Source organism: Comamonas sediminis (genome assembly GCF_041107495.1).
Classification (GTDB): domain Bacteria; phylum Pseudomonadota; class Gammaproteobacteria; order Burkholderiales; family Burkholderiaceae_C; genus Comamonas; species Comamonas sediminis.
On sequence record NZ_JBGBDC010000001.1, the window covers coordinates 66,383 to 93,256 of the forward strand.

Below are 26,874 nucleotides of genomic sequence, written 5' to 3' on the forward strand. Positions count from 1 at the left end.
CTGGGACTTTGCCCAGCGCTAACCCTTCTGGGACCAGCCTTTTCTGAATGCCGCAATCAGCATCACGATGCCCAGCGGCGGGAACATGATGCCGAGGATCGCGGCAATCAGCAGCCCGATGAGCTTGAAGCCGCTGAAAGACTTTTGAGGGGCCGCGCCATCGCCAGCCGGAGCAAAGATGGATGTGCTGGGTGCGCCCGAGGTGCTGCGCGCAGTGGTGGTCACTGTCTGCGCCGCGCCTGGGCGCTTGTCCTTGCGCGTCTGGTCCATCTGGCGGATGCGGTCAAGCAGCTCCTGGGCCTGGTCGGCAATCGGGTTGTGGCTTGCCTTTTGGCCGGATGCCCCCGATAGCGCCTGTCCCTGTCCCTGTCCCTGTCCCTGGCGCGGCCGCACCGGGCGCTGCGTGCTGCCGGCCGCATGGGCGGCGCCCGTGTTCTGCCGGGCGATGAGCTGCTCCACATAGCGCACAAAGTCGCCGTGGGGCGGTGTGTCGTAGACAGAGGCTGTGTCCCTGTTCAGTGCCAATTGCATCTCCTCCTGGCGCGTCCGCCTGCAAGTGGCGGCAGCGATTGATAGTTTCAAACTCCGGCATAGCAGCCTTGCATGCCCGGGACGCTTTCCCTCTGAGAGCGCATTGTGCTTGACATCCAGCGCCCCTACAACGCGTCAGATGCGGCGTCCGTTGCCTGCGCCCGGCCTTGCTTTCTGTCACAATGGCCTCAACTTTTGTCCATGGCGCATCCCCGCTGCCTAGAAACCCGATATTTAACAAGGAACCTGCCATGTCGGAATCCCTGATCAAGCACACCAACGAAGCCAGCTTTGAAGGCGATGTACTGCAACCCAACACCAATGTTCTGGTGGACTTCTGGGCTGAATGGTGCGGCCCTTGCAAGCAGATCGCTCCGGTGCTGGAAGAAGTGTCGGTCAGCTACAAGGACAAGCTGCAGATCGCCAAGGTCAATGTGGACGAGAACCGGGCCATTTCGGCCAAGTTCGGCATCCGCGGCATCCCCACGCTGATGCTGTTCAAGAATGGCGAACTGGCCGCGACCAAGGTCGGCGCGTTGAACAAGGCCCAACTGACGGCCTTCCTGGACGAGCAACTCGCCTAAATTCAGCCCCGGGATGCCAGCGCAACATCCGCATCAGCATCCCGCCAGAGCGGCTATGGCCACCAAAAGCACGGTTTGCGCCGTGCTTTTTGCTTTTTCAAGCTTTTGATTTATCTATAATTTTTATAAGAAAATCGAAAACCCTAGCCGCTCGCTGTCCCGCTTGATACATATAGTTGATAATTCAAGCGGGATGTTCGTACAGCAACCTGTCTATAATCTTCATTCAGATCACCGATCGTATTCCGACCAAGAATAGATCACGCATGGTCTCCGGCTTCGCGGTCTCCCGCTTATTGCACCGGCTCTGCATTCCCCCTACCTCTAACAGTTACTCCGTTCTGGAGTCCATCCATGCACTTAAATGAGCTCAAGGCACTGCACGTGTCTGAAGTCCTCAAGCTGGCAGAAGAGCTTGAAATTGAAAATACTGGCCGCATGCGCAAACAGGAGTTGATGTTTGCGATCATCAAGAAGCGGGCCAAGGCCGGTGAACAGGTTTTTGCCGATGGCGTTCTGGAAATCCTCCCTGATGGATTTGGCTTTCTGCGAAGCCTCGATACCAGCTTCACCGCCAGCACCGACGACATCTACATCTCCCCCAGCCAGGTGCGCCGCTTCAATCTGCACACCGGCGACATGATTGAAGGCGAAGTGCGCACCCCCAAGGATGGCGAGCGCTACTTTGCCCTGACCAAGCTCGACAAGGTCAATGGTCTGCCCCCTGAGCAGAACAAGCACAAGATGATGTTCGAGAACCTGACCCCGCTGTTCCCCAAGGAACAGCTGCGTCTGGAGCGTGACATCAAGGCCGAGGAAAACATCACCGGCCGCCTGATCGACATCATTGCGCCTGTGGGCCGTGGCCAGCGCGCACTGATCGTCGCGCCTCCCAAGAGCGGCAAGACGATGATGATGCAAAGCATTGCACACGCCATCACCGCCAACTACCCCGATGTGCACATGATGGTGCTGCTCATCGACGAGCGCCCTGAAGAAGTGACGGAAATGCAGCGCTCGGTCAAGGGCGAGATCATTGCATCGACCTTTGACGAACCCGCCGCCCGCCACGTGCACGTGGCCGAGATGGTCATCGAGCGCGCCAAGCGCCTGGTGGAAATGGGCCAGGACGTCGTCATCATGCTGGACTCCATCACCCGCCTGGCCCGCGCCTACAACAACGTCGTGCCCTCGTCGGGCAAGGTGCTCTCCGGTGGTGTGGACGCCAATGCCCTGCAGCGCCCCAAGCGCTTCTTTGGCGCGGCCCGCAATGTCGAAGAAGGTGGCTCGCTCACCATCATCGCCACCGCCCTGGTCGACACCGGCAGCCGCATGGACGAAGTGATCTTTGAAGAATTCAAGGGCACCGGCAACAGCGAACTGCACCTGAGCCGCCGCCTGTACGAAAAGCGCGTCTTCCCCGCCATCGAGCTCAACAAGAGCGGAACCCGCCGCGAAGAGATGCTGCTGGCCCCCGAGATCCTGCAAAAGACCCGCATCCTGCGGCAGTTCATGTACAACATGGACGAGATCGAGTCGATGGAGCTGATGATCAAGAACATGAAGCAGACCAAGAGCAATGTCGAGTTCTTCGACATGATGCGCCGAGGCGGCTAACCCCCTTCAGCGCCCTCCCGCCTGCCAACCCTCCGCCCACACGGAGGGTTTTTTCATGGCGCAGCGCTCAGGACCCCGGCCACGCCGCCCGCGCCACCGCCCAAGGCCTGCTGCAAAGCCAGATGGCTTTGCAGCAGCGCCAGGCGTGCCGACCCATGGGCCAATTCACTGCTGCGCAGGCGCTCCTGGGCATCGAGCCATTCACGCAGCGGCGCCTGCCCTGCCCGGTAGCGCATGGCGTAGAGGCGCTCGATCTGTTGGCTCTCTTCAAGCGCCTGGCGCAACCAGTCCAGTTGGCGGCTCAGTTGCGCGCGCGCCGACAGCGCCTTGTCGACTTCGGCCAGCGCACCATAGAGGGTCTTGCCAAAATTCAGTACCGCCTCCTCATGGCGCGTGCGGGCGATGTCGGCAGCCAGGCCAAGCTCCCGTGCGTTGAGGAAGGGCAAGCTCAGGTTGGCGCCCAAGCTGGCCACAGGGTTGGCCAGCACCTGCAACAGTGCCTGGCTGGATGTGCCCAGCGACCCCGTCAACGACAGCGTCGGATACAGGCGCGCTGCAGCGGCATCGCTGGACGCCAGTGCGGCCCGCAGCCGCAGCTCGGCCGCGCGCAGGTCCGGCCGGCGGCCCAGCAGTTCGGCTGGCAGCCCTGCACTGACAGGCGGTAGGGCGGTGGCCGGCAAGCGCTGTGGCTCCGCCTCAAGACCGGGGGGCGCGCCATTGAAGAGCACCATCAATGTCAGGCGCAGCTCTGCCCTGCTCTGCACCAACTGGCTGAGCGCCACCTGCTGCTGCGCCACCGCCTGCTCCGCCTCGCGCAAGGCCAGACGAGGATCTGCGCCACTGCGGTAACGCAAAGCCACCAAGGCCTGTACCCGCTGGGCATAGGCCAGGCTGTGCTGCGCATGGCCGATGCGTTCGTTCGCCCATCCGATCTGCCAGTAAAGATTGGCCACAGAGCCGACCATGGACAGGGCCACCGCATCCAGGTCCTCACGGCTGGCCTGCGCCTCCCATGCAGCAGCATCGCGCTGCGCGCCAAGACGGTCAAAAAGATCGAGCTCCCAGCTCAGCCCCAGCTGGGCATTGGCGTTTGTCGTGAGGCCCCGGGCATCACCCGACAAAGGCTGCGTGGCAGTGCCAGCCAGCGATAGTGACGGCGTCGGCGCAAGCGCACGCGCTGCCAGCTGCGCCTCCAGCGCAGCCCGCCGCACGCGAATCGCGGCTGCAGCCAAGTCGCTGTTGCGCGCCAGCGCGAGATCGATCCAGGCATTGAGCTGAGGGTCAGCGAATGCGCGCCACCAGCTCGGCTCCTGCGGAACGGCCGCCTCTTGTTCGGCATGCACAAACTGCGCGGGCAAGGCCACTGCTGGCGGCACATAGGGCGTGCGGACAGGCGCTGCACAGCCTGCCAGCGCACTGCCTGCCAACACGGTGATCCATAACGTAGTACGCCGCATAGGTCAGTCCCTTGCCAGTGCCTGGACAGGATCGAGCCGCGCTGCCGCACGCGCGGGCAAAAAACCAAAGCCGATGCCGATCAGCGACGCACTGGCCACTGCCCCCGCGATGGAGGTGGTGCTGAACGACAGCTGCCACGGCGTATGCAGCAAGCTGACCAGCGCACCCACACCCAGCGCCAGCCCGATGCCCAGCAGACCGCCCACCAGGCATACGAGCACGGCCTCGATCAGAAACTGCTGCAGGATGTCCGACTGGCGGGCACCTATGGCCATGCGTACGCCGATCTCGCGTGTGCGCTCCGTCACCGACACCAGCATGATGTTCATCACCCCCACGCCGCCGACCAGCAGCGCAATCGCCGCGATGGATGAAATCAGCAAGGTCAGCACCCGGCCGGTGCGGCTCACCGCTTCGCGGATCTGGTCGGCGTTGAAAATAGAGAAATCCTGGCTGCCATGGCGCGCGGTCAGCAAGGCCGTCACCGCCTGTTCGGCCGCCTCGAGGGGCACCGTGTCGGCAATGCGCAAGCGAATGCTGTCAAGGTGGTGTTTCCCTCCCAGGCGTGCATACACGGCGGTGTAGGGCACCAGAAAGTTCGGCGTGGGGCCTGCGGAGCTGTGGGTCTCCGGTGCCAGTACGCCAATGACCTCGGCCGGCATGCGGCCCAGCAGCACAGTCTCCCCCAACGGCGACGGCTGATGCGGAAACAGCGCACGCGCAGCCCGCTGGTCGATGACCGTGACCTGCGCATTGCGCTCGACCTCACCCTCGTTGAAGAAACGTCCAGCGGCCAGCCGAAGCCCGAGCACGCGCAAGTGGTCCGCGCCCACGCCGTTGATCTGGGCCGACGCGGCACGCTCCCTGTAAAGGGCAGTGACTGGCACCGACAGGCTGGGAGAGGCACTGTCCACATAGGTTTGTGCAGCCAGCGCCTGCACATCGCCAGCGACCAAGGTGTTCACCGATCCGGCGCTGAGGTCGCCAAAATCCCGGCCGGGGTAGATCTCCAAGGTGCTGGTGCCCAGGCTATCGATTTGGGCCAGCACCTGGTCCTGCGCGCCGCGCCCCAACGCCACGACAAAGACCACCGCCGCAATACCGATGATGATGCCCAGCATCGTCAGAAAGCTGCGCAGGCGATGGGCTGCCAGCGCACGCATCGCCATATGCATCGCCTCAAACAGGCGATGACTCCAGGCTGGCAGCGCTGAGTTGCCACGTTGGGCAGCGATGGCCTTGGCCTGCTGCTTTGGCTGCGCCTGGCGCAGTTGCCGGTCGGCTACCACTTCACCGTCACTGAGCTCGATGATGCGCTCGGCATGGGCGGCCACGCCCATGTCATGGGTCACCAGAATCACGGTGTGGCCGTCGGCATGGAGCTCCTGCAGAATACGCATGACCTCCTGGCCGCTGGCCTTGTCCAACGCACCGGTGGGCTCGTCCGCCAAAATCACGGTGCCGCCGTTCATCAGCGCCCGGGCAATCGACACACGCTGCTGCTGGCCTCCGGAGAGCTGCGCTGGCCGATGCTGCATGCGGTCTGCCAGACCCAGGCGCTCGAGCAGCGCCTGGGCCCGCGCCTGGCGGTCCGCCGTCGCCAGGCCCGCATAGACCGCTGGCAGCACGACATTTCCCTGGGCCGATAGATCAGCCAGCAGGTGGTAGCGCTGAAAGATGAAGCCAAAGCTCTCGCGGCGCAGCGCTGCCAGCGCATCGGGCGCCAGTGCCGATACATCGCGCCCGGCAATGCAGTAACTGCCGCTCGTGGCACGGTCCAGACAGCCCAGGATATTCATCAGGCTCGACTTGCCCGAACCCGAGGCACCGACGATGGCCACCATCTCTCCGGCATCAATGCGCAGGTTGATGTCCTTGAGCACCGCCACCGCGCCATCGCCGGCCGGGAACTCGCGCCGCAGCCAGCGCATCTCCAGAAGTGCAGTGCGCATATCAGAACCCCAGCAGCCCGCTGGCCGGCCACTCACTGGGCAAGGCCTCGCCCAGCACCACCTCTTCGCCTGGCGCCAGCCCCTCCAGCACCTGCGTCTGCGAATGGGTCTGCAAGCCGATGCGCACCTGCCGGCTGGCCACACCGCCTGCCGCATCGCGCACCCGCACGCTGTACAAACCCTCCGCATCTCGTGCCCCCAGTGCGGCATTGGGCACCTGCAGCGCCTGTAGCGCCTCATCCACCAGAATGCTCACCTGTACCGTCATCGACGGTCGCAATTGCCCATCCGGGTTGGCCACATCGAACAGCGCGTTGTAGTAAACCGCCCGTGTCGCGGCACCCTCGTTGCCGCCGGGGCTGACGCCTGCACCCACATCGTTGACGATGGATTCCGGCGCGGGCTCGACCCGGTCAACCGTCGCCTGGTGGGCCACTCCGGGCTGGCCCAGGGTGGTAAATGTCACCGCCTGGCCGGGCGCAATCTTGTGCACGTCGGCCTCCGATATTTCCGCCCTCACGGTCATCACATCGAGCTTGGCCAGCATCACGATATTGGGCGTGGTCTGGAAGGCGTTGAGGGTCTGGCCCTGCTTGGTGACCACCGCCACCACCATGCCGTCCATCGGCGCAACGATGCGCGTGTAGCCCAGGTTGATGCGTGCCGTCTCCACCTGCAACCGTGCCTGCTCGATCTGCGCGCCGAGCGAACGCACCTCCGCCTGGGCAGTCACCAACGCGGCCTTGGCAGCCTCGTATGTGGCCTGGGCGGTCGCCTCGCCTTGCAGCAGCATTTGCTCGCGCTGGTAACCCAGTTGCGCCTGCAGCCTGGCAGCCTCGCGGGCCGCCAACTGCGCCTGCAGCGATGCCAGCGCCGCCCGGGCATTGCTCAGCGCCACCTGCTGGGGCTGTGCATCGACCTCGGCAATCAAGTCGCCGGCCTTGACCTGCTGGCCTAGCGCCACATGCAGATGCTGAACCTGGCCGGAAACCTGCGCACCGACGGCCACCAGCTCCTTCGCACGCAGACGGCCCACGGCCAACACGGTCTGGCGCAGGTCTGCGGTGGTCACCATTGCCGTAGCGTACAACGGCGCAGTCGCCGACCTGGCCGACAACCAGAAGCAGCCCGCCACCAGCACACCTGCGGCAACCAGCGCTGCCACTAACACCCCTTTGCGTTTGGACACCCCTGCTCCCTCCCTGTCTAGGGCCCCCGCTAGCGCAGCCATCGCCGCGCAAGCAGGAGTCTTGAAACAAGCCTGCAGTCTGGTGGCAAATATTGGGATTAGTTTGTAATTTCTATGGACATTCGATGACCAGATCAAAACACCTACTTATAAAACGATAAGCGCAAGTTACTGGTCGCAAACCTGCACTGACCCGCTGAGCCCTCCCAGTGGCCACCGCCCCCTGTTATCGGCGTCCGGCCAAAGGGGTCCTCAGAATCCGCGGGACATGCGGCTAGTCGGTGGCTACGGTACGCGCAGTCCGTTGTCCGCTGGATCCATTCCTCGACGCCCGGTGCCCCGCCGGTGGCTGCCTGCGTTGTGCCCTTTCGCGCCGGCTGGGTGCTGCGCCGCCACCACCTGCCCCGCCCGGGCGACAGAGCCCGCCAAAGCACGATCGCCGGTTCTGAACAGATTCGTGTGCCCGACTGCTGTTTTTTCCGGTGGCGCCGGGCAGCCATCGTGTGGGGCGCCAGCAGGCCTCAAGCCCTGTCAATCCGAGCGCTGCAATGCTTCGGCCTCAGGCCGGCCACCCATCAGCCGACTGAAACCAGAGGTTTTGCAGCACACAAAGCCACCATATGCAATAATGGAGGGCTTTTATTGCGGAAAGTACGCCCAGTTTACTGGGATGCAGAGGTTGCATCCGGCTTGGCACGGCTCCCGCACTTGACCTAAGGAAGAATCATGAAAGAAGGCATTCACCCAGACTACCGCGAAGTGTTGTTCGTGGACCTGTCCAACGGCTTCAAGTTTGTGACCCGCTCCTGCGTGAACACCAAGGAAACCGAAACCTTCGAAGGCAAGGAATACCCGCTGTTCAAGCTGGATACCTCGTCTGAGTCGCACCCTTTCTACACCGGCACCCAAAAGTCGGTGGACAACATGGGCGGCCGTGTGGAGCGTTTCCGCAACCGTTTCGGCAAGAAGTAATTTGCAGGCTCCAAAGGGTGCGGCTGCAAAGCCCAGCGCCCTTTTGTCTTGCAAAGCAAAAGGCAGTGCGAAAACGTGCTGCCTTTTTTTATTTGCCCCGTTGATTGACCCGCAGGCGATGCGCGGTTCTCCTACATTTCTGGCGCAGGGCCTGATAAGCTGCTGAGCCTTGCCACCTCTGGTACCCCGGTGTGAATTTTCCGACCCCTGCCATCGTCTCCCAAGCCGCTGTCCGTCCGCTGCCGCGTGCACTCCTGCTGCTGCTGTGCCTGGCCTATGTGGTGCCCGGCTTTGTGGCCCGCGCGCCCTGGAAGACCTTGGACATCACCAGCTATGGCTACGCGCTGGCCTTGGCGGAGGGGCGGACACCGTGGCTGGCACCAGAGATTCTGGGCTTGAGCCCGGACACCGAAGGCCTGATTCCCTACTGGCTGGGCGCCTGGGCGATCCAGGCTTTTGGCGACGTCATGTCGCCCGAGCTGGCCAGCCGCCTGCCGTTTGCCGCGCTGCTCTGGCTGGCGCTGATGGCCACCTGGTATGCGGTGTACTACCTGGCGCGCAGCCCGGGCGCTGGCCCGGTGGCCTTTGCCTTTGGTGGCGAAGCCAACGAGATTGACTATGCGCGCGCCATGGCCGATGGCGGCCTGCTCGCACTGATTGCCTGCCTGGGTCTGGCACAGCCTTCGCATGAAGCCAGCAGCTACGTGGTGCAACTGTCGGGCGTCTGTTTCGTGTTCTACGCGGCCGCCTGCATTCCGATCCGCTTTGCCACGCCGCTGTGCGTCGGTGCGATAGGCCTGGTGATGCTGGCGCTGAGTGGCGCGCCCACCTACGCGGTCTGTCTGGGTCTGGGTGTGGCCCTGATTCTGGCATTGACCCCAGTGGATGCCAAGCTGCGCGCGCGCAGCCTGCAGGCTGCGGGCGTGTTCGCCATCCTGGGCGTGGCTGCGTTGCTGCTCGCGGTCTATCTGCACCAGTGGCAGTGGCGCATTCTGCCGGCCGAGAACTTCCGCCAGCTGCGCCCGCTGTTCGAACTGGTGGTCTGGTATGTCTGGCCGGCCTGGCCGCTGGCGCTGTGGTCCCTGTGGATCTGGCGCCGCCAGGTGGCTGACTGGCGCTTTGTGCACCGCCATCTTTGGCTGCCGATCCTGCTGGGCGCCCTGGCGCTGGTCAATACCGTCATCACCACGCCTTCGGACCGCGCGCTGCTGCTGGGCCTGCCCGCGTTTGCCGCGCTGGCCGCCTTTGCGCTGCCTACCTTCCGCCGCGCAATGGCAGCGCTTATCGACTGGTTCACCCTGCTCTTTTTCAGCGCAGCGGCCATCACTATCTGGGTGATCTGGTTGGCGGTCTACACCGGTACGCCGGCCAAGCCAGCGGCCAACGTGGCGCGCATTGCCCCCGATTTCGTCGCCCAGTTCTCGCTGCTCCAGTTTGTCATGGCCGTGCTGGCCACCCTGGCCTGGTGCGCGCTGGCCTTTTGGCGTGCCCGCCGCAACCGGCCCGAGATCTGGCGCAGCCTGGTGCTGCCGGCCGGCGGCACCGTGCTCAGCTGGATCTTGCTGATGAGCATCTGGATGCCGATGCTGGACTATGGCCGCAGCTACACCGCCCAGGTGCAGGCCTTGGCCAAGGTGCTGCCGCCGCCCGCATCGGCGGGCTGTGTGGCCGCCTGGGGCCTGAGCCGTTCGCAGATTGTGGCCCTGCAGGCCCAGGGCGGCTGGCAGCTCAAGACCTTGACCGACCCGACCAGCGCATCCTGCAACTGGCTGGCGATGCCGCTGGAGTCACAGCGCACCCCGAGCAACGAGGTGCTGGGCCCTGAGTGGCAGCGCCTGGCTGCGGTGGCCCGTCCGACCGACAAGAACGCGGAGATCGTCATCTACCGTCGTCAAGCGAATTGACGGTGCCTATGCGGGAGAGATTGACGCGCCTGCTGGCAGGCCGCGATATGCGGGTGCTGGCCAAGCATGCGGGGACGGTGTTTGTCGGCCAGATTGCCGTGATGGGCTTTGGCGTCGTCGACACCATCGTCGCCGGCCGCCATGCCGAGGCCTCGCTGGCGGCGCTGTCGGTGGGCTCGGCCATCTTTGTGACGGTCTACGTCTCGCTGATGGGCCTGCTGCAGGCGCTGATGCCGATCTGGTCGGAGATGCACGGTGCGCGCCGCCATGCCGAGATTGGCGCCTCGCTGCGCCAGTCGCTCTACATCTGCCTGGCCGCCACCTTGCTGGGCTGGGCCGTGCTGTTCAACCCCGCACCGATCCTGCGCTGGACCGAGGTGCCGCAAGAGCTGCAATCGCTGGTCCGGAGCTACCTGGCCATCATCGGCTGGAGCCTGCCGGCTGCGCTGCTGTTCCGCATCTTCAGCACGCTGAGCCAGTCGCTGGGCAAGCCCAAGATGGTCACCTGGCTGCAGGCCATGTCCTTGCTCGTCAAGCTGCCACTGTCCGTCTGGTTCACCTTTGGTGGCCTGGGCCTGGCGCCAATGGGCGTGCTGGGCTGCGCCTGGGCCACCTTTGTGGTCAATTTTCTGCTCTGCGCGCTGGGCTGGTGGTTGCTGCGCAGCCAGTCCGTCTATGCACCGGCCGATATCTGGCGCCACCTGGAGCGGCCGCACTGGCCCACCTTGGCGCAGTTTGCGCAATTGGGCGTGCCCGCCAGCCTGTCGATCCTCGTCGAGATCACCTCGTTCACCCTGATGGCGCTCTACGTGGCGCGCATGGGCACGGCCTCATCGGCCGCGCACCAGATTGCGGCCAATGTCACCGCGCTGATGTACATGGTGCCGCTGTCGCTGGCCATTGCGACCAGCGCGCGCGCCAGCTACTGGCGCGGCGCCGGCGATGAGGCGCGGGCACGCCAGGTGGTGTTTCTGGGCCTGTTCAGCGCCATGGGCCTGGCGGCTACGCTGGCACTGCTGGTCTGGCTGACCAAGGGCTGGATCGTGCCGATCTACACCGCAACGCCAGAGGTGGCCGCCATTGCGCTGGGCCTGCTGGGCTGGGTCAGCCTCTACCACCTGGCCGATGCCAGCCAGACGGTGTCGATCTTTGTGCTGCGCAGCTACCGCATCACCGTCACCCCTTTGCTGGTGTACTGCAGCCTGCTCTGGGGTGTGGGCCTGTGGGGCGGCTTTCAGCTGGCCTACCACGGCATCGCCGGCCACGCGGCGATGGGATCGCCGATCGCCTTCTGGATGTGCGCTGCCAGTGCGCTGATGCTGGCTGCGGCCTGCTTCCTGGTCCTGCTGCACCGGGTGACCGCTCGCGCGGTGCGCCAGGGCCGTTAAACCAGCTCTTCTGCGAGCTGCTTGCGCACGCGCGACGGCGGAAACACCACGCTGAATTCCGAACCCTTGCCGATCGTGCTGCGGATCTGCAGCTGCGCGCCATGGCGCTGCAGCACATGCTTGACAATCGCCAGGCCCAGGCCGGTACCGCCGGTGTCGCGCGAGCGGCTGCGGTCCAGGCGGTAGAAACGCTCGGTCAGGCGCGGGATATGCTCGGGCGCAATGCCAGGGCCGGTGTCGGTGACGCTGACCCGGCCCGAGCCATCGGGCTGGCGGCTGAACTGCACCCGGATCTCACCGCCCGCCGGCGTGTAGCGCACGGCATTGTTGACCAGGTTGGACAGCGCGCTTTGCAGCTCGTTGCCCGCGCCTGCCAACTCATAGTCGCCCGCCTCCGCGTTCGCATCTGGAAAAAACAGTTGCAAAGGCTTGTCGCCCTCTTTGGCAATCATGCGTGCCAGACCATGGGCGTCTTCCTCACAGCGCTTGAGCAGGCTGCCGACGCTGACCCATTCGTTGAGGCTGGGGGGCGGATTGCCTTCCAGGCGTGACAGGGTCAGCAGATCGACCACAAGCCCCTGCATACGGTGGGCCTGGTTGGACATCAAGCCCAGATACTGGGTGCGCTCTTCGGCGCTCAGCGGCAGGGTCTGCAGGGTCTCGATGAAGCCGGTCAGCACGGTCAGCGGCGTGCGTATTTCATGCGAGACATTGGCCACGAAGTCACGCCGCATCGCATCGGCCAGCTCCAGGGAGGTGACATCGCGCGACAGCAGCAGCTTGCGGTTGCCGCCGTAGGGAAACATCTGCACCGAAATGCGCATCGGGCTGGCAGCACGCACGACCGGGCTGACCATCACCACATCCTTGCTGAAATTGTTGGCGTTGAAATAGCCGATGAATTCCGGCGCGCGCACCAGGTTGGTAATCACCTGCATGTGGTCACGCTCCAGGTTGAAGCCAAAGTGGTCGCATGCAGTCTGGTTGCACCATTCGATATGGCTGTGCTCATCGAGCAGCACCACGCCGTTGGGTGACGCCTGGATGGCCGTCAGCACCTGGTGCAGCCGGTCATCGGCCTGGGCCTCGTTCTTCTGCAGCTGGCGCACCAGCCGGCGCGCCCGGTCGGCCGCCTCGCCCCACTGGCCCAGCAACTGGGGCGCCGCATCGACATCCCCATGCCGCAGCCAGCCCACCACCTTGTTGGCCCGCCACATATCGATCAGGAACCAGCACCATGCGCCAATGATGGCCAGCAACAGCGCGCCGGGCAGCTGGCCCAGCCACCACCCCAGCGCTGCGCCCAGGCCCTGAAACACCAAAAAACTGACAATGCGAAACAGCATGCAAGCCTAACGCTCAAAAACAAAAAAAGCTGCGACCAGCGCAGCCTACGAATCCCAAGGTGCCCGGATGCGGCAGTATCTCCGCATCGCCGGCACGGTGCAAGGCTATGCGCGCTGCAGCGCCTGGGGCTGGCCGGTGATACGGTAGCCGGCACCGCGCACGGTCTCCACCATCACATTGGCAGCGCCCAGGGCCTCACGCAGCCGCTTGACGTGGACGTCCACGGTGCGCTCCTCGATGAACACATGGTCGCCCCAGACCTTGTCCAACAACTGCGAACGCGAGTGGACACGCTCGGCATGCTTCATCAGAAAGTGCAGCAGCTTGAACTCGGTGGGCCCCAGCTTCAGCAGCTCACCCTGGAAGGTCACGCGGTGCGTGGCCGCATCCAGCACCAACTCGCCAATCGTCACACTGTCGTTGACCTGCTCGGGAATGCGCCGGCGCAGCACCGCACGGATGCGGGCCAGCAACTCCTGCGTGGAGAACGGCTTTGTAATGTAGTCATCGGCACCGGCATCGAGACCGGCAATCTTGTCGGGCTCATCGCCGCGCGCTGTCAGCATGATGATCGGAATACCCTTGACGCGCGCATCGGCACGCCATTTGCGCGCCAGCGACAGGCCGCTTTGGCCCGGCAGCATCCAGTCCAGCAAGATCACATCGGGCAGCACCGCGTCCAGTTCGCGCTGTGCAGCATCACCATCCTCTGCCCAGATGGGCAGGCAGCCGTTGTGCCGCAGGTTCACCGCGATCAGCTCGGCAATCGCGGGCTCGTCTTCGACAATGAGTACGCGTGGCAGTTTTTTCATAACTCAGGCTTTACAAAACACTCGATTCAATTTCGTCCATCGTGGTGTGGCGCACATCAATGCCCTTGACCAGGTAGATGATGAGCTCGGCCACATTCTTGGAGTGGTCACCGATGCGCTCGATGGCCTTGGCCAGGAACAGCAGGTCCAGGCTCGGGGATATCTTGCGCGGATCTTCCATCATGTAGGTGATCAGCTTGCGCACAAAGCCATCGAACTCGGCATCGATCAGGTCGTCCTCCTTGAGGATCGATACGGCCGCTGCCGTGTCCAGGCGGGCAAAGGCGTCCAAGGTCTTGCGCAGCAGGCCCGAAGCCAGCTCGGCGGCCACGCGCAGGTCCGACGTCGGCAGCGAGCGGGCCGCACCGCTGTCGATGATGGATCCCACCATGCGCGCCATCTTGTGGGCTTCGTCGCCCATGCGCTCGAGGTTGGCCGTGGCCTTGGAAAACGCGATCAGCAGGCGCAGGTCGCGGGCCGTGGGCTGGCGGCGCGCAATGATCGTCGACAGCTCGTAGTCGATGTCCACTTCCAGCTGGTTGACGCGCTTTTCCTGCTCTTCCACCCGTGCGACGGCCTCGGTGCTGAACTGCGACAGCGCATAGATGGCCTGCTGGATCTGGGATTCGACCAGACCGCCCAGTTCCATCACGCGTGAGGAGATGCTGTTGAGCTCGCTGTCGAACTGCGATGAGAGGTGCTTTTCTGTCATATCAGACCCTTTTCGTTGTTGGGGTTGGCATCGCCGCGCCGGCTCAGCCGAAGCGACCGGTGATGTAGTCTTCGGTCTCTTTGCGCTGGGGCTTGAAGAACATCTGTTCGGTCGCACCGAACTCCATCAGGCTGCCCAGGTACATGTAGGCCGTGAAGTCGCTGCAACGCGCGGCTTGCTGCATGTTGTGGGTCACGATCACCACGGTGTAGTCGTCCTTGAGCTCGGCAATCAGCTCCTCGACCTTCGCGGTCGAGATCGGATCGAGCGCCGAGCAGGGCTCGTCAAGCAGCAGCACCTCGGGCTTGATCGCAATGCCGCGGGCAATGCACAGACGCTGCTGCTGGCCACCGGACAGGCCCGATCCGCTTTGACCCAGCTTGTCCTTGACCTCGGTCCACAGTGCGGCCTTGCGCAGCGCCCATTCCACGCGCTCTTCCATGTCGCTCTTGCCCAGGTCTTCGAACAGCTTCACGCCAAAGGCGATGTTGTCGTAGATCGACATCGGGAACGGCGTGGGCTTTTGGAAGACCATGCCGACCTTGGCGCGGATCAGCGCCACGTCCTGCTTGCTGGTCAGCAGGTTCTCGCCATCCAGCACGATCTGGCCTTCGGCGCGCTGCTCGGGGTAGAGCTCGAACATGCGGTTGAAGGTGCGCAGCAAGGTCGACTTGCCGCAGCCCGATGGGCCGATGAAGGCCGTCACCTTGTTTTCCGGGATTTCCAGGTTGATGTTCTTGAGCGCGTGGAACTTGCCGTAGTAGAAGTTCAGGTCCCGCACCGAGATCTTGGAGTTCAGTGCACTGGCATTTGCCGCATTGGTTTTCGTCAACATAGGGTTCACCTGTGAATGCTTATTTTTGGCGCGCCATGCTGCGCGCAAGAATGTTCAGACCCAGCACGGCCAGCGTGATCAGGAAGACGCCTGCCCAGGCCAGTTGCTGCCAGTTTTCATAAGGGCTCATCGCAAACTTGAAGATGGTGACCGGCAGGCTCGCCATCGGCTTGGACAGGTCGGTGTTCCAGAACTGGTTGTTCAGGGCGGTGAACAGCAGCGGAGCGGTTTCACCGGCGATGCGGGCCACGGCCAGCAGCACACCGGTGATCACCCCTGCGCGGGCTGCACGCAGGGTCACCATGCTGATGACCTTCCACTTCGGCGTACCGAGCGCGTAGGCGGCTTCGCGCAAGCTCGATGGCACGAGGATCAGCATGTTCTCGGTGGTGCGGATGACCACCGGAATCACGATCAGCGCCAACGCCACCACGCCGGCATAACCGGAGAAGCTCTTGAAGCGGATGACGATCATCGTGTAGACAAACAGACCGATCACGATCGACGGCGCCGACAGCAGAATGTCGTTGACAAAGCGCGTCACCGACGCGAGCCAGCCGGTCTTGTTGTACTCGGCCAGGTAGATACCGGCCATCACGCCGATCGGCGTGCCGACGAAGGTGGCCAAGGTCACCATCACCAGCGAGCCCCAGATGGCGTTGGCGATACCGCCGATTTCATTGGGGGCAGGCGTCATCTGGGTGAGCAGTGCCACACTCAGCCCGCCCACGCCCAGGCGCAGGGTTTCCCACAAAATCCAAACCAGCCAGAACACACCGAACGCCATGGCTGCCAGCGACAGCGCGATGGCGATCTTGTTGACGCGGTTGCGCACGCGGTACTTGGCGGCGCGCTGGGCGGCCAGGTCCGAGGCCTGGATCAAGCTTTCTCCGGTGGTCATGCGCGGGCTCCTTCGTTCTTTTGCAGGCGGCTCAGCAGCAGTTTGGAGCATGCCAGCACGATGAATGTAATGAAGAACAGCGCCAGGCCCAGGTAGATCAGCGATGCCTGGTGCAGGCCTTCACCGGCCTCGGCGAACTCGTTGGCCAGGGCCGAGGTGATGCTGTTGGCCGCTTCGAAGACCGACAGCGAGTTGAGCTGGTTCATGTTGCCGATCACGAACGTGACGGCCATGGTCTCGCCCAGCGCGCGGCCCAGGCCCAGCATCACGCCACCGAACACACCGGTCTTGGTGTAGGGCAGCACGACCTTCCACATCACTTCCCAGGTGGTCGAGCCCAGGCCATAGGCCGACTCCTTGAGCAGCGCAGGGGTGACCTCGAACACATCGCGCATCACCGATGCAATGAAGGGGATGACCATGATGGCCAGGATGACACCGGCCGAGAAAATACCGATACCGACCGGCGGGCCGGAGAAAAAGGCTTCCAGATAAGGAACGCCTTGAAACAGGTTTTGCAGCGGCTGCTGCACATAGGTGGCCAGCAAGGGGCCAAATACCATCAGGCCCCACATGCCGTAGACGATCGATGGCACGGCAGCGAGCAGTTCAATGGCGGTACCCAGCGGGCGCTTGAGCCAGACGGGCGACAGCTCGGTCAGGAACAGCGCAATGCCAAAGCTGACAGGCACTGCAATCAGCAGCGCGATAAACGAGGTGGCCAAGGTGCCGTAGATCATCACCAGACCGCCATAGCGGTTCTGGACAGGATCCCATTCACTGCTGAAGAAAAATCCGATGCCGTATTCGCGGATGGCTGGCCAGGCGCCAACGATCAGCGAGACCATGATGGCCAGCAGCAGACCCAGGGTCAGCACCGCTGCACCGCGTGCCAGGAACGCAAAAAAGCCGTCAGCGACGGAGTTGGAAAGCCATGGCTTGCGCGATGGAGGTTGGCTCGATTGCATCTGCGCTTTGCCGGCGGCAACCGTTTTGTTTTGAACAGGAAAGGATGTCGACACTTGTGATTCCATTCAGTGTGGGAAAGGGCCGCTACCCGAGCGGCCCCTCCTATTTTCGACTTACTTCGCGAACACAGCCTTGCCGCTGGCGTCCTTGATCTCGCCCCAGGACTTGTAGATGATGTCCTTGACGCTGGCAGGCATTGGCACGTAGTCCAGGCCGTCCGCCGTGCCGTCACCGGAGGTATAGGCCCACTCGAAGAACTTCAGCGAAGTGGTGCCCTGGGCTGGCTTTTCCTGCAGCTTGCGCATCAGGATGAAGGTCGCCGAGGTGATGGGCCATGCATCCTTGCCAGGCTGGTTGTTCAAAATCTGGTAGAAGCTCTTGTTCCAGTCCGCACCGGCAGCAGCGGCCTTGAAGTTGGCGCTCTCCGGGCTGACAAAGTGGCCGTCGGCGTTTTGCAGCTGGGCGAACACCATCTTGTTTTGCTTGACGTAGGCGTACTCGACATAGCCGATGGAGTTGGGCAGGCGGCCCACATACGCGGCCACGCCTTCGTTGCCCTTGCCACCGGCACCGGTAGGCCAGTTCACGGCAGCGCCCTCACCCACTTTTTCCTTCCACTCGGTGTTGACCTTGGACAGGTAGTTGGTGAAGCCAAAGGTCGTGCCCGAGCCGTCAGCACGGCGCACGGGAGCGATGGTGGCGTCTGGCAGAGCCACGCCTGGGTTCAGCGCGGTGATCGCTGGGTCATTCCACTTGGTGATCTTGCCCAGGTAGATGTCGCCCAGCACCTGACCGTTGAGCTTGAGCTGACCGGGCGCAATGCCCTTGATGTTGACCACGGGCACAATGCCGCCGATCACGGTGGGGAACTGCACCAGACCCTTTTGTGCCAGCTCTTCGTCCTTCAAAGGCATGTCGGAGGCACCAAAGTCCACCGTCTTGGCATCGATCTGCTTGATGCCTGCGCTCGAACCCACCGATTGGTAGTTGATCTTGACGCCCGTCGCCTTGTTGTAGTCAGCTGCCCACTTGGAATACAGGGGCGCTGGGAAGCTTGCGCCGGCACCGGTAGCCTCCTGGGCGTGAACCTGGGCAAATGCACCGGCGGCAACCAGACCGGCAACCAGCACTCGAATCGCGGACACTTTCATGAAAACTCCTGTTGGTGATGAAACGCAATGGAGTGAACTGTAAAAAAGGTATGTGACATTGATATGACATTTTTCGTCATCTTTGCCTCGTACGGAGGTCGATGTCACACAACAACGCCGCACAGGATTGTCATATTAGAGTCACGCGAAAGACTTACTTTTAAGTTTTGTCAGCATGCCGCTGTACAACGCAGGTACAGGAGCCGAGGGATCCCGTACACAGCCATCGCCTAGCGGGATGGACGCGGATCGGGATGAGAGGCAAGCCGCCTTTTGCAGTCCATCGTGAACTATGGGCAAGAAAGACAATGCAGCGAATCGCCCGAGGCCTCGTTCGGACCATGGCAGCCCTTGCAGACGGTCCCCTGGTGCTATGCTGCCTGCCTGGACTGCAGAACCGATAGATGACGACACTTATGCTTGATGGCACCTTGCTTGCCGCCGTGGATCTGGGATCCAATAGTTTCCGCCTCGAAGTGGGCCGCTATGCAGCGGGCCATATTGAACGCGTGCAATATTTCAAGGAAATGGTACGCCAGGGCGCCGGGCTGGATGAGCAAGGCATGTTGACCGCCGAGGCAATGCAGCGCGGCTGGGACTGCCTGGCGCGCTTTGCCGAGCGGCTGGCCGGCTTTCCCGCCGCACATGTGCGCGCCGTAGCCACGCAGACCTTGCGCGAGGCGCGCAACAGCGACGTCTTCATCCAGCGCGCCAACCAGATTCTGGGTTACCCGATCAGCATCATCTCCGGGCCCGAGGAAGCGCGCCTGATCTACCAGGGCGCGGCCCATTCCCTGCCCCCGTCCGACGAGCGGCGTCTGGTCGTCGACATTGGTGGCCGCTCCACCGAGCTGATTCTGGGCCAGCGCTATACCTCGCAGCGTGTCGCCTCGTTTCCGGTCGGCAGCGTTGCCTGGTCGCTGCGCTATTTTCCGCAAGGCGAGTTCAGCAAATCAGCGCTGAAGACCGCGCAGATTGCGGCCCAGGCCGTCATGGAAGAAGCAGCCCACCATTTTGTGCCCGGCAGTTGGGACAGCGCCTATGGCACCTCGGGCACCGCCAACGCCATTGCCGATGTGCTTGCACTGTACGGCGGCCACCCCGATGTGGTGACGCGCGAGCAGTTGCACTGGCTGTGCGAGCAATTGTTGGCAGCGGGCAACGCCAGCCAGCTGCGGCTGGAAGGCCTCAAGGAAGAGCGCCGTGCAGTCATTGGCGGCGGCGTGACCGTGCTTTGCGCAGTGTTTGACCTGCTGCAGATCCAGGAGCTGCGCATTGCCAGCGGCGCGCTGCGCCAGGGCCTGCTGCGCGACATGGTGCAGCACGAGGAGTTCAGCGATATCCGCCACCGCACGATTGCCGCGCTCAAGGAACGCTACCAGGTGGACCGCACGCAGGCAGGCCGCGTGCAGCGCACTGCGGCAGCCTTGTACGAACAGGCGCGCCGCTACGCCGGTGCGACCGAGCCGGCAGAGCTGCAATCGCCGATGCTGGACTGGGCCAGCCAGCTCCATGAGATCGGTTGCCTGATCTCCCATACCGACTACCACCACCACGGCGCCTATGTGCTGGGCCACAGCGATGTGCCCGGCTTTATGCAGACCGAGCTGTCCCATCTGGCAGCGCTGGTGCTGGCCCAACATGGCAAGCTGCGCAAGGTCGAGGCCTTTCTGCAAGACCGCGATTTTGCGTTGGAGCTGCTGTGCCTGCGCCTGGCCACCCTGCTGTGCCATGCGCGCCGCGACCCGGCGCTCGACCAGGTTTGTCTGCGCGACAAGACCGAAAAATGGTCGCTCAAGGTGGCCGCAGGCTGGGCCGAGCAGTTCCCCCAATCGGCCTATCTGCTGGAAGAGGAAGTGCTGGCCTGGCAGAAGACGCCGTACGCCTTCCAGTTCAAGCAGGCGCTGGGCATCGCCGCCAAATAAATGCGCTGTACACCCAGGCCGGCAACGGCCCGGGTGTTTTTTGCCGCTCAAGCGCCCAGGTCGACAGGCGCTACGGCGCCTTTGCCGGAGAACACCCCGGTCAGGTTGCCGATGAACTGCTCCAGGCTCGCCTGCGTGGCCTCGGGTGACCAGCCGGCCACATGGGGCGTGATGAGGATATTGGGCAGATCGACCAGCGGCTCAGGGCGGTGCGGCTCGCTTTCGTACACATCGATGCCGGCGCCTGCGATGGTGCCGTCCTTCAAGGCGGCAGCCAGTGCCAGCGTGTCGACCACCGAGCCGCGCGCAATATTGATCAGGTAACCGTTGGGGCCCAGCGCCTGCAGAATCTGGGCATTGACCAGATGCTTGGTGCCGGGGCCGCCCGGAGTGGCGCAGACCAGGATATCCGCCCAGCTGGCCAGCGCATGGAGCGAGTCGAAATAGCGGTGGGCCACGCCCGCCTTGGGCTGGCGGTTGTGGTAGCCCACCGGCATGTCAAAACCTTCGGCCCGCCTGGCGATCTTCAGACCAATATGGCCCAGACCCAGAATCCCCAGCTTCTTGCCCGACACGCTGGGCGGATGGGCCAGGCTGTAGCGGTCCACACCGGCACGGGCTTGCTGGTCCAATGTGCGGAAATTGCGCACCGATGCCAGGATCAGACCAAAGCTGTGGTCGGCCACACTGGTGTCATTGGTGCCCGCCCCGGTCGCCAGCACAATGCCGCGTGCGCGCAATGCGTCCAGCGCCAATCCCTCATAGCCTGCACCCAAGGTGCAGGCCAGGCGGAGCTGCGGCATCTGGGCGATCTCTTCGGCCGTGAGCCCAATCGAGCCAATGGTCAGCACCGCCTGTGCCTGGCTGCCGTGCGAAGCCACCGCGCTGGCACGCAGTTCGGGCGTTGGCGCATACACCACCTGGGCATGCGCACGGATCTGCTCGAGCAGCGGCTCAGCCATGGGATTGAATACCAGCAAGGTAATCGGCGATTGTGGGGATTGCGAGAGAGAGCTCACCATAAGTCCTTTGGATAGCAAAAAACACTGCCTGTACCACCAGCAGTGTTTTGATTATGAGGACTTTCCACTAGGCTTATTTACATCGCGTCAGTAGGCCTACGTTGCCACCGTGGTATGGCCCCACAACGTGAACCGTCACTTGCACCAGGCGTCCGGTGCTACAGGCTTGGGAGCGCCCGCAAGCGGCTACCGCCATCAACCCAGGAAGTGCTTGCGGTAGCGTGGAGGCAGGCGGTCCAGCTGCATCAGCATCGGCAGATCGGCGGTGTTGAAGTCCGGATCCCAGGCAGGGGCGCCAATCACCTCGGTGCCCACCCGCAGGTAGCCTTTGATCAACGCTGGCGGCTCGACATCCACCCGGTCGTTGAGCTGCTCCAGCGGCAGCGGCAGGTGCGGCACCACACGGTACTCGCTCGAAATCTGGCCCTTGGCCAGCAGCTGGCGCCAGATGCTGGCGGCGGCGTCACCGCTGACAATGCCGTTGTGCCACATCGGAATGCTGGCGCAGCCCATCATCACATCGAGCTTGTTGCGCAGCATGAAGCTGGCCAGCGCACCCCACAGCGCCATGATCACGCCGCCCTGGCGGTAGTCCGGATGCACGCAGCTGCGGCCCAGCTCGACCATGCGCGTGCGCAATGCATCAATGGCGCTGAGGTCAAACTCGCCGTCTGAATAGGTGCGGCCGGCCCGCAGCGCCTGGGCGGGCGTCAGCAGGCGGTAGGTGCCGATCACCTGCCTGCTCTGGCATTGGCGCACCAGCAGGTGTTCGCAGTAGTCGTCAAAGGCGTCTACATCATGGCCTTCCAGGCTGGTTTGCAACTGCGCCCCCATCTCGCCGGCAAAGATCTGGTGGCGCAGGCGCTGGGCTTCGCGCACCTCGTCGAGGTGGCAGGCCCAGGAAACCTCGATCTCCAGTGGCTGGGGCGCTGCTGCGGGCGCCGGCATGGGCGCCTGCTGCGGGGGCGCCGGGGTCGTGACAAGGGCGGTCTCGGATGCGCTGAAAAAGCTGTGTTTGTTGTGCATGGCAGAGCTCCTGTAGCGCCCTGCCACCCGGCGATGCTGACCGGCCTCCTTGCGGGGCCTGTGCTTACGGGCTGATACAGAGCGACTTCAGTGTCATATCCACACATGACAGCAAGATGTTCAGCGCATTACACATTTATTAAAAATGTCACAACTGCACACCACTGGGCCCTTCGCCCAACGGGGCTCAGGACTGCCGCGCCACTTCTGCCAGCTGCTCGGCGCAGCGGCTGGCCCGGGCCGCATCAAAAGCCTCCACCATCACCCGCAGCAGCGGCTCGGTGCCACTGGGGCGGATCAGCACCCGGCCCTGACCGGCAAAATCGGCGGTGATGCTGCGTTCCAGCTCGGCCAGCTGGGTGTTGCCGCGCCAGTCCTGCCCCGGCTGCAAGCGCACATTGAGCAGCACCTGGGGGCACAGGCTCACACCGTCGAGCTGCTCGGCCACGCTCTGGTTGCGGCTCACACAGGCCTGCAGCACCTGCAATGCACTGACAAGGCCGTCGCCGGTGGTGTGCTTGTCCAGCGCCAGCAGGTGGCCCGAACTCTCACCGCCCAGCACCCAGTTGCGGCGCTGCAGCTCTTCGAGCACATAGCGGTCACCCACCTTGGCACGCACCAGCTCCACGCCTTGCTTTTGCAACGCTGCCTCGACCGCCAGGTTGGTCATCAAGGTGCCTACCACGCCAGGTACCTTCTTGCCACGGCGCAGACGGTCCATCGCCATCAGATACAGCAGCTCGTCGCCGTTGTACAGCCGCCCCTTGGCATCGACCAGTTGCAACCGGTCGGCATCGCCATCCAGTGCCACCCCCAGATCGGCGCCATTGGAGCGCACCGAGCGCACCAGCGCATCGGGGTGGGTCGCTCCGACATCGTGGTTGATGTTGAGGCCGTCGGGATGGCAGCCGATGGTGATGACCTCCGCCCCCAGCTCGTGGAACACCTTGGGGGCAATATGGTAGGCGGCGCCGTGCGCGGCATCGACGACGATCTTCAGCCCGCGCAAGGTCAGGCGGTGGTCAAAGGTGCTCTTGCAGAACTCGATGTAGCGGCCAGGCGCATCGTCCAGACGGCGGGCCTTGCCCAGCGCTGCCGAAGGCACCCAGTCAAAACCCTCCATCAGCGCCGCTTCCACCGACTCTTCCCAGCTGTCGGGCAGCTTGGCGCCTTCGGCGCTGAAGAACTTGATGCCGTTGTCGTCAAAGGGGTTGTGGCTGGCGCTGATGACGACACCCAGGCTGGCGCGCTGGGCGCGTGTCAGGTAGGCCACGCCGGGGGTCGGTAAAGGCCCCAGCAGCACCACATCGACGCCGGCCGAATTGAGACCCGACTCCAGCGCGCTTTCGAGCATATAGCCCGAGATGCGGGTGTCCTTGCCAATCAGCACGGTGGGCCGCTCCTGCTCGCGGCGCAGCACCCGGCCCACCGCATGGCCCAGGCGCAATACAAAATCAGGGGTGATCGGCGGCTTGCCTACCGTGCCACGGATGCCATCGGTTCCAAAATACTGTCGTGCCATAGTGTTCTTTGTTGTGGAGGGCGAGGGAGAAAGTCAAACGGTGCCATCGGCGGTGCATGGCGCTTAGCAGTGTAGCGCCTGGCCCACTGTGTCATCTGCAAACCGGGTCAGCCCTGTGCATCGAGCGCATGCGGTGCGCGCATGGCCTGCAGCACGGCCAGCGCATCGCAGGTCTCGCGCACGTCATGGACGCGCACAATGGCGGCGCCATGCTCCACGGACAACAGCGCGGCCGCAATGCTGGCGGGCATGCGCTCGCCCACCACACGCCCCGTCACCTTGCCCAGCGACCCCTTGCGCGACCATCCTGCCAGCAGCGGGTAGCCGGCCGCAGCCAGGCGCGGCTGCTGCTGCAGCAGCGCAAAGTTCTGGCCCGGGCTTTTACCAAAGCCGGTGCCGGCATCCCAGACGATGCGCTCGGCCTGCACGCCCAGTGCCTCCAGGCTGCGGGTATGGGTGTGCAAAAAGTCCAGCACCTCGGCTGTCACATCACCCTCTTGCGCCATGTGCTGCTGGTGCATGGTCTGGGGGTTGGCATGCATGTGCATCAGGCAGACGCCGCACTGCGCATGGCGGGCCACCACGGCCTGCGCGCCTGGCTGGCGCAGCGCCCAGATGTCGTTGATGATGTCGGCGCCCAGGTCCAGCACCGCCTGCATCACCTCGGGCTTGTAGGTATCGACAGAGACCGGCACCTGCAGGGCCACGGCCGCCTTCACCACCGGCAGCACCCGGCGCAACTCTTCCTCCAGCGGCACCGCAGGGCTGCCAGGGCGGGTCGATTCACCGCCGATATCCAGAATATGTGCGCCATCGGCCAGCAGCTTTTCCGCATGGATCATCGCGGCAGAGACGCCCTCGTGGCTGCCGCCGTCAGAGAACGAATCCGGCGTGACATTGACGATGCCCATCACCTGCGGCTGGGTCAGATCGATACGAAAGCGGGTGGTTTGCCAGTGGCGCATCAGAAGGTCCTTGTGTCAATAAAAAAAGCGCTCGGTGAGAGCGCTTTTCGGTACGGGTCTGCCGCGGTTAGACGGCGTTGTGTGCAGGCTCGGTCACCACCGTGGGGCTGCCGCCTGCGCCGCCGTCATTGCTGCTCGACGGGGGGTTGCGTGGCGTCCAATCCTTCGGTGGACGGGGCGCCTTGCCAGCCATGATGTCGTCCAGCTGCTCGGCGTCGATGGTTTCCCACTCCAGCATGGCCTTGGCCATCGCATGCATCTTGTCGCTGTGCTCTTCGATCAGTTTACGTGCCAGGCTGTACTGCTCGTCGATGATGCGGCGCACTTCGGCATCCACCTTCTGCATCGTCTCTTCGCTGATGTTGCTCGGCTTGCTCATCGAACGGCCCAGGAAAGGCTCGCCTTCCTGCTCCGCATAGACCATTGGGCCCAGCGCATCGGTCATGCCGTAGCGGGTGACCATGTCACGTGCCAACTGGGTGGCCTTGTTGAAGTCATCCGATGCACCCGTGGTCATCTGGTTCATGAACACTTCTTCGGCAATCCGGCCACCAAACAGCATGGCGATGCGGCTCAGCGCCCATTCCTTGTCGTAACCGTAGCGGTCCTTCTCAGGCAGGGTGAACGTCACGCCCAGCGCACGGCCACGCGGCACGATGGTGACCTTGTGCACCGGATCGCACTTGGGCAGCAACTTGCCGATCAGCGCATGGCCGGCTTCGTGGTAGGCCGTGTTCTTCAGCTCTTCGGGGTCCATCACCGCAGACTTGCGCTCCGGGCCCATGAAAATCTTGTCCTTGGCCTTTTCGAAATCCTGCATCTCCACGGTACGTGCATTGCGGCGGGCCGCCATCAGCGCAGCTTCGTTGCACAGGTTGGCCAGATCGGCACCGGACATGCCGGGCGTGCCACGGGCGATGATGTTGGGGTTCACATCCTGACCCACGGGGATCTTGCGCATGTGCACGTTCAGGATCTGTTCGCGGCCACGCACATCAGGCAGGGTCACATAGACCTGGCGGTCGAAACGGCCGGGACGCAGCAAGGCGGCATCGAGGATGTCGGGACGGTTGGTGGCAGCCACCACGATCACGCCCATGTTGGTCTCGAAACCATCCATCTCGACCAGCATCTGGTTCAAGGTCTGCTCGCGCTCGTCATTGCCACCGCCCATGCCGGCGCCACGCTGGCGGCCGACGGCGTCGATTTCATCGATGAAGATGATGCAAGGCGCATTCTTCTTCGCGTTCTCGAACATGTCACGCACACGGGCAGCACCGACGCCGACGAACATTTCCACGAAGTCGGAGCCGGAGATCGAGAAGAACGGCACCTTCGCTTCGCCGGCAATGGACTTGGCCAGCAAGGTCTTGCCGGTACCGGGAGGGCCGACCAGCAGCAGACCACGGGGAATGCGGCCGCCCAGCTTCTGGAACTTGTTGGGGTCCTTCAGGAAATCGACGACTTCCTTGACTTCTTCCTTGGCCTCGTCGCAACCGGCCACATCGGCAAAGGTGACGCTGTTGTTGTTTTCGTCGAGCATGCGCGCCTTGGACTTGCCAAAACTGAACGCCCCGCCCTTGCCGCCGCCTTGCATCTGGCGCATGAAGTACACCCACACCCCGATCAGCAGCAGCATCGGGCCCCAGCTGATCAGCAGGCTCATCAGCAGCGAGCCCTCTTCGCGCTCCTTCACGTCGAACTTGACGTTGTTGTTGATCAGGTCGCCAACCAGGCCACGGTCCATGTAGGTCGCCGTGGTCTGGAGCTTGCGATCGTCACCGGTCGTCGCCGTGATCACCGTGCCGGCAGGGCTCTCCTGCAGGGTCGCGGTCTTGATGCGGCCATTGCGGACGTCTTGCAAAAACTCGGAATACGGGATCTTGTTCGCGCTGGCGCCTGCACGGTTGTCCAATTGCTTGAACACGGTGAACAGCACCATGGCAATGACAAGCCATACGGCGATCTTAGAAAACCACTGATTGTTCAAGGGGGCTCCAGTAGTAGGAAATCAGAAAAGACACAGAATCTGCTGTGTCAGATATGCACTATTTTAGGACTTTCAAGGGTAAATGCTTGCGCTATCCCCTTG

At 63.3% G+C, this 26,874-nt stretch carries 22 protein-coding genes; 6 read left to right on the forward strand and 16 right to left on the reverse strand.

Annotation, left to right across the window (positions count from 1 at the left end):
* Window positions 1-18: 18 nt before the first annotated feature.
* Complete coding sequence (locus AB7A72_RS00310; protein ID WP_369458661.1) at window positions 19-525, reverse strand: hypothetical protein; 507 nt, start codon at window positions 523-525, stop codon at window positions 19-21.
* A 257-nt stretch (window positions 526-782) separates the two neighbouring features.
* On the opposite strand from AB7A72_RS00310, the gene trxA reads away from it, so the two are divergent.
* On the forward strand, window positions 783-1,115 hold the full coding sequence (trxA, locus tag AB7A72_RS00315) for a thioredoxin TrxA (protein ID WP_027010832.1): 333 nt from the start codon (window positions 783-785) through the stop codon (window positions 1,113-1,115).
* Between the two features lie 354 nt (window positions 1,116-1,469).
* Window positions 1,470-2,732 (forward strand): transcription termination factor Rho, encoded by a 1,263-nt coding sequence (gene rho, locus AB7A72_RS00320; RefSeq protein ID WP_239811627.1) that lies wholly within the window; start codon window positions 1,470-1,472, stop codon window positions 2,730-2,732.
* Between the two features lie 53 nt (window positions 2,733-2,785).
* Here rho and AB7A72_RS00325 read toward each other — a convergent pair whose 3' ends face one another.
* The 3 genes from AB7A72_RS00325 to AB7A72_RS00335 are packed head-to-tail and all read right to left on the reverse strand — an operon-like array spanning window position 2,786 to window position 7,331.
* Complete coding sequence (locus AB7A72_RS00325) at window positions 2,786-4,189, reverse strand: efflux transporter outer membrane subunit (RefSeq protein WP_369458662.1); 1,404 nt, start codon at window positions 4,187-4,189, stop codon at window positions 2,786-2,788.
* A gap of 3 nt (window positions 4,190-4,192) precedes the next feature.
* Window positions 4,193-6,142, reverse strand: coding sequence for a MacB family efflux pump subunit (locus tag AB7A72_RS00330; protein WP_369458663.1), 1,950 nt, complete (start codon window positions 6,140-6,142; stop codon window positions 4,193-4,195).
* Between the two features lies 1 nt (window position 6,143).
* The gene (locus AB7A72_RS00335) at window positions 6,144-7,331 is read right to left on the reverse strand and encodes an efflux RND transporter periplasmic adaptor subunit (protein WP_369458664.1); all 1,188 of its coding nucleotides are present in this window, start codon (window positions 7,329-7,331) and stop codon (window positions 6,144-6,146) included.
* A 726-nt stretch (window positions 7,332-8,057) separates the two neighbouring features.
* On the opposite strand from AB7A72_RS00335, the gene AB7A72_RS00340 reads away from it, so the two are divergent.
* The 3 genes from AB7A72_RS00340 to AB7A72_RS00350 all read left to right on the forward strand — a co-directional run bounded on the left by AB7A72_RS00340 (window position 8,058) and on the right by AB7A72_RS00350 (window position 11,595).
* Window positions 8,058-8,303, forward strand: a complete 246-nt coding sequence (locus AB7A72_RS00340) for a type B 50S ribosomal protein L31 (RefSeq protein ID WP_021026595.1) — start codon at window positions 8,058-8,060, stop codon at window positions 8,301-8,303.
* A gap of 191 nt (window positions 8,304-8,494) precedes the next feature.
* Complete coding sequence (locus tag AB7A72_RS00345; RefSeq protein WP_369458665.1) at window positions 8,495-10,207, forward strand: hypothetical protein; 1,713 nt, start codon at window positions 8,495-8,497, stop codon at window positions 10,205-10,207.
* 8 nt (window positions 10,208-10,215) lie between these two features.
* A complete protein-coding gene (locus AB7A72_RS00350) occupies window positions 10,216-11,595 on the forward strand; it encodes an MATE family efflux transporter (RefSeq protein ID WP_369458666.1) in 1,380 nt (459 codons plus the stop codon).
* Here AB7A72_RS00350 and phoR read toward each other — a convergent pair.
* From phoR to pstS, 7 genes are all read right to left on the reverse strand, one after another.
* Window positions 11,592-12,941, reverse strand: a complete 1,350-nt coding sequence (phoR, locus tag AB7A72_RS00355; RefSeq protein WP_312408712.1) for a phosphate regulon sensor histidine kinase PhoR — start codon at window positions 12,939-12,941, stop codon at window positions 11,592-11,594. The two genes, AB7A72_RS00350 and phoR, sit on opposite strands and share 4 nt — an antisense overlap.
* Before the next feature lie 105 nt (window positions 12,942-13,046).
* A complete protein-coding gene (gene phoB / locus AB7A72_RS00360; RefSeq protein ID WP_021026591.1) occupies window positions 13,047-13,754 on the reverse strand; it encodes a phosphate regulon transcriptional regulator PhoB in 708 nt (235 codons plus the stop codon).
* Window positions 13,755-13,764: 10 nt separating this feature from the next.
* On the reverse strand, window positions 13,765-14,466 hold the full coding sequence (gene phoU / locus AB7A72_RS00365; RefSeq protein WP_239811620.1) for a phosphate signaling complex protein PhoU: 702 nt from the start codon (window positions 14,464-14,466) through the stop codon (window positions 13,765-13,767).
* Between the two features lie 43 nt (window positions 14,467-14,509).
* The gene (gene pstB, locus AB7A72_RS00370; RefSeq protein WP_239811619.1) at window positions 14,510-15,301 is read right to left on the reverse strand and encodes a phosphate ABC transporter ATP-binding protein PstB; all 792 of its coding nucleotides are present in this window, start codon (window positions 15,299-15,301) and stop codon (window positions 14,510-14,512) included.
* Between the two features lie 19 nt (window positions 15,302-15,320).
* The gene (pstA, locus tag AB7A72_RS00375) at window positions 15,321-16,202 is read right to left on the reverse strand and encodes a phosphate ABC transporter permease PstA (protein WP_239811618.1); all 882 of its coding nucleotides are present in this window, start codon (window positions 16,200-16,202) and stop codon (window positions 15,321-15,323) included.
* Window positions 16,199-17,170, reverse strand: coding sequence for a phosphate ABC transporter permease PstC (pstC, locus tag AB7A72_RS00380; RefSeq protein WP_239811617.1), 972 nt, complete (start codon window positions 17,168-17,170; stop codon window positions 16,199-16,201). The genes pstA and pstC overlap by 4 nt, the downstream gene beginning before the upstream one ends.
* A 114-nt stretch (window positions 17,171-17,284) precedes the next feature.
* Window positions 17,285-18,322, reverse strand: a complete 1,038-nt coding sequence (gene pstS / locus AB7A72_RS00385; RefSeq protein ID WP_239811616.1) for a phosphate ABC transporter substrate-binding protein PstS — start codon at window positions 18,320-18,322, stop codon at window positions 17,285-17,287.
* 416 nt (window positions 18,323-18,738) lie between these two features.
* On the opposite strand from pstS, the gene AB7A72_RS00390 reads away from it, so the two are divergent.
* Window positions 18,739-20,247, forward strand: coding sequence for a Ppx/GppA phosphatase family protein (locus AB7A72_RS00390; RefSeq protein ID WP_369459087.1), 1,509 nt, complete (start codon window positions 18,739-18,741; stop codon window positions 20,245-20,247).
* 47 nt (window positions 20,248-20,294) lie between these two features.
* On the opposite strand, the gene AB7A72_RS00395 is transcribed toward AB7A72_RS00390, so the two are convergent.
* The 5 genes from AB7A72_RS00395 to ftsH form a co-directional block, all read right to left on the reverse strand.
* Complete coding sequence (locus AB7A72_RS00395; protein ID WP_256460966.1) at window positions 20,295-21,269, reverse strand: 2-hydroxyacid dehydrogenase; 975 nt, start codon at window positions 21,267-21,269, stop codon at window positions 20,295-20,297.
* A gap of 195 nt (window positions 21,270-21,464) precedes the next feature.
* Window positions 21,465-22,217, reverse strand: coding sequence for a GNAT family N-acetyltransferase (locus AB7A72_RS00400; protein ID WP_239812674.1), 753 nt, complete (start codon window positions 22,215-22,217; stop codon window positions 21,465-21,467).
* Window positions 22,218-22,482: 265 nt separating this feature from the next.
* Complete coding sequence (gene glmM / locus AB7A72_RS00405; RefSeq protein ID WP_239811614.1) at window positions 22,483-23,817, reverse strand: phosphoglucosamine mutase; 1,335 nt, start codon at window positions 23,815-23,817, stop codon at window positions 22,483-22,485.
* A 107-nt stretch (window positions 23,818-23,924) separates the two neighbouring features.
* Entirely contained in the window at window positions 23,925-24,782 is an 858-nt protein-coding gene (gene folP / locus AB7A72_RS00410; RefSeq protein ID WP_394680991.1) for a dihydropteroate synthase, read from the reverse strand.
* A 67-nt stretch (window positions 24,783-24,849) separates the two neighbouring features.
* Window positions 24,850-26,772 carry an ATP-dependent zinc metalloprotease FtsH gene (ftsH, locus tag AB7A72_RS00415; RefSeq protein ID WP_239811613.1) on the reverse strand — a complete coding sequence of 641 codons (1,923 nt, stop codon included), beginning with the start codon at window positions 26,770-26,772 and terminating at the stop codon, window positions 24,850-24,852.
* Window positions 26,773-26,874: the final 102 nt, after the last annotated feature.

Coding starts and splice junctions, on each gene's coding strand:
- AB7A72_RS00390 (WP_369459087.1), top strand. CDS start 18,739: ATGCTTGATGGCACCTTGCTTGCCGCCGTGGATCTGGGATCCAATAGT.
- folP (WP_394680991.1), bottom strand. CDS start 24,782: ATGCGCCACTGGCAAACCACCCGCTTTCGTATCGATCTGACCCAGCCG.
- phoU (WP_239811620.1), bottom strand. CDS start 14,466: ATGACAGAAAAGCACCTCTCATCGCAGTTCGACAGCGAGCTCAACAGC.
- AB7A72_RS00350 (WP_369458666.1), top strand. CDS start 10,216: ATGCGGGAGAGATTGACGCGCCTGCTGGCAGGCCGCGATATGCGGGTG.
- trxA (WP_027010832.1), top strand. CDS start 783: ATGTCGGAATCCCTGATCAAGCACACCAACGAAGCCAGCTTTGAAGGC.
- pstC (WP_239811617.1), bottom strand. CDS start 17,170: ATGCAATCGAGCCAACCTCCATCGCGCAAGCCATGGCTTTCCAACTCC.
- AB7A72_RS00400 (WP_239812674.1), bottom strand. CDS start 22,217: ATGCCGGCGCCCGCAGCAGCGCCCCAGCCACTGGAGATCGAGGTTTCC.
- AB7A72_RS00395 (WP_256460966.1), bottom strand. CDS start 21,269: ATGGTGAGCTCTCTCTCGCAATCCCCACAATCGCCGATTACCTTGCTG.
- pstS (WP_239811616.1), bottom strand. CDS start 18,322: ATGAAAGTGTCCGCGATTCGAGTGCTGGTTGCCGGTCTGGTTGCCGCC.
- pstA (WP_239811618.1), bottom strand. CDS start 16,202: ATGACCACCGGAGAAAGCTTGATCCAGGCCTCGGACCTGGCCGCCCAG.
- rho (WP_239811627.1), top strand. CDS start 1,470: ATGCACTTAAATGAGCTCAAGGCACTGCACGTGTCTGAAGTCCTCAAG.
- phoB (WP_021026591.1), bottom strand. CDS start 13,754: ATGAAAAAACTGCCACGCGTACTCATTGTCGAAGACGAGCCCGCGATT.
- AB7A72_RS00330 (WP_369458663.1), bottom strand. CDS start 6,142: ATGCGCACTGCACTTCTGGAGATGCGCTGGCTGCGGCGCGAGTTCCCG.
- AB7A72_RS00325 (WP_369458662.1), bottom strand. CDS start 4,189: ATGCGGCGTACTACGTTATGGATCACCGTGTTGGCAGGCAGTGCGCTG.
- glmM (WP_239811614.1), bottom strand. CDS start 23,817: ATGGCACGACAGTATTTTGGAACCGATGGCATCCGTGGCACGGTAGGC.
- AB7A72_RS00340 (WP_021026595.1), top strand. CDS start 8,058: ATGAAAGAAGGCATTCACCCAGACTACCGCGAAGTGTTGTTCGTGGAC.
- pstB (WP_239811619.1), bottom strand. CDS start 15,301: ATGTTGACGAAAACCAATGCGGCAAATGCCAGTGCACTGAACTCCAAG.
- phoR (WP_312408712.1), bottom strand. CDS start 12,941: ATGCTGTTTCGCATTGTCAGTTTTTTGGTGTTTCAGGGCCTGGGCGCA.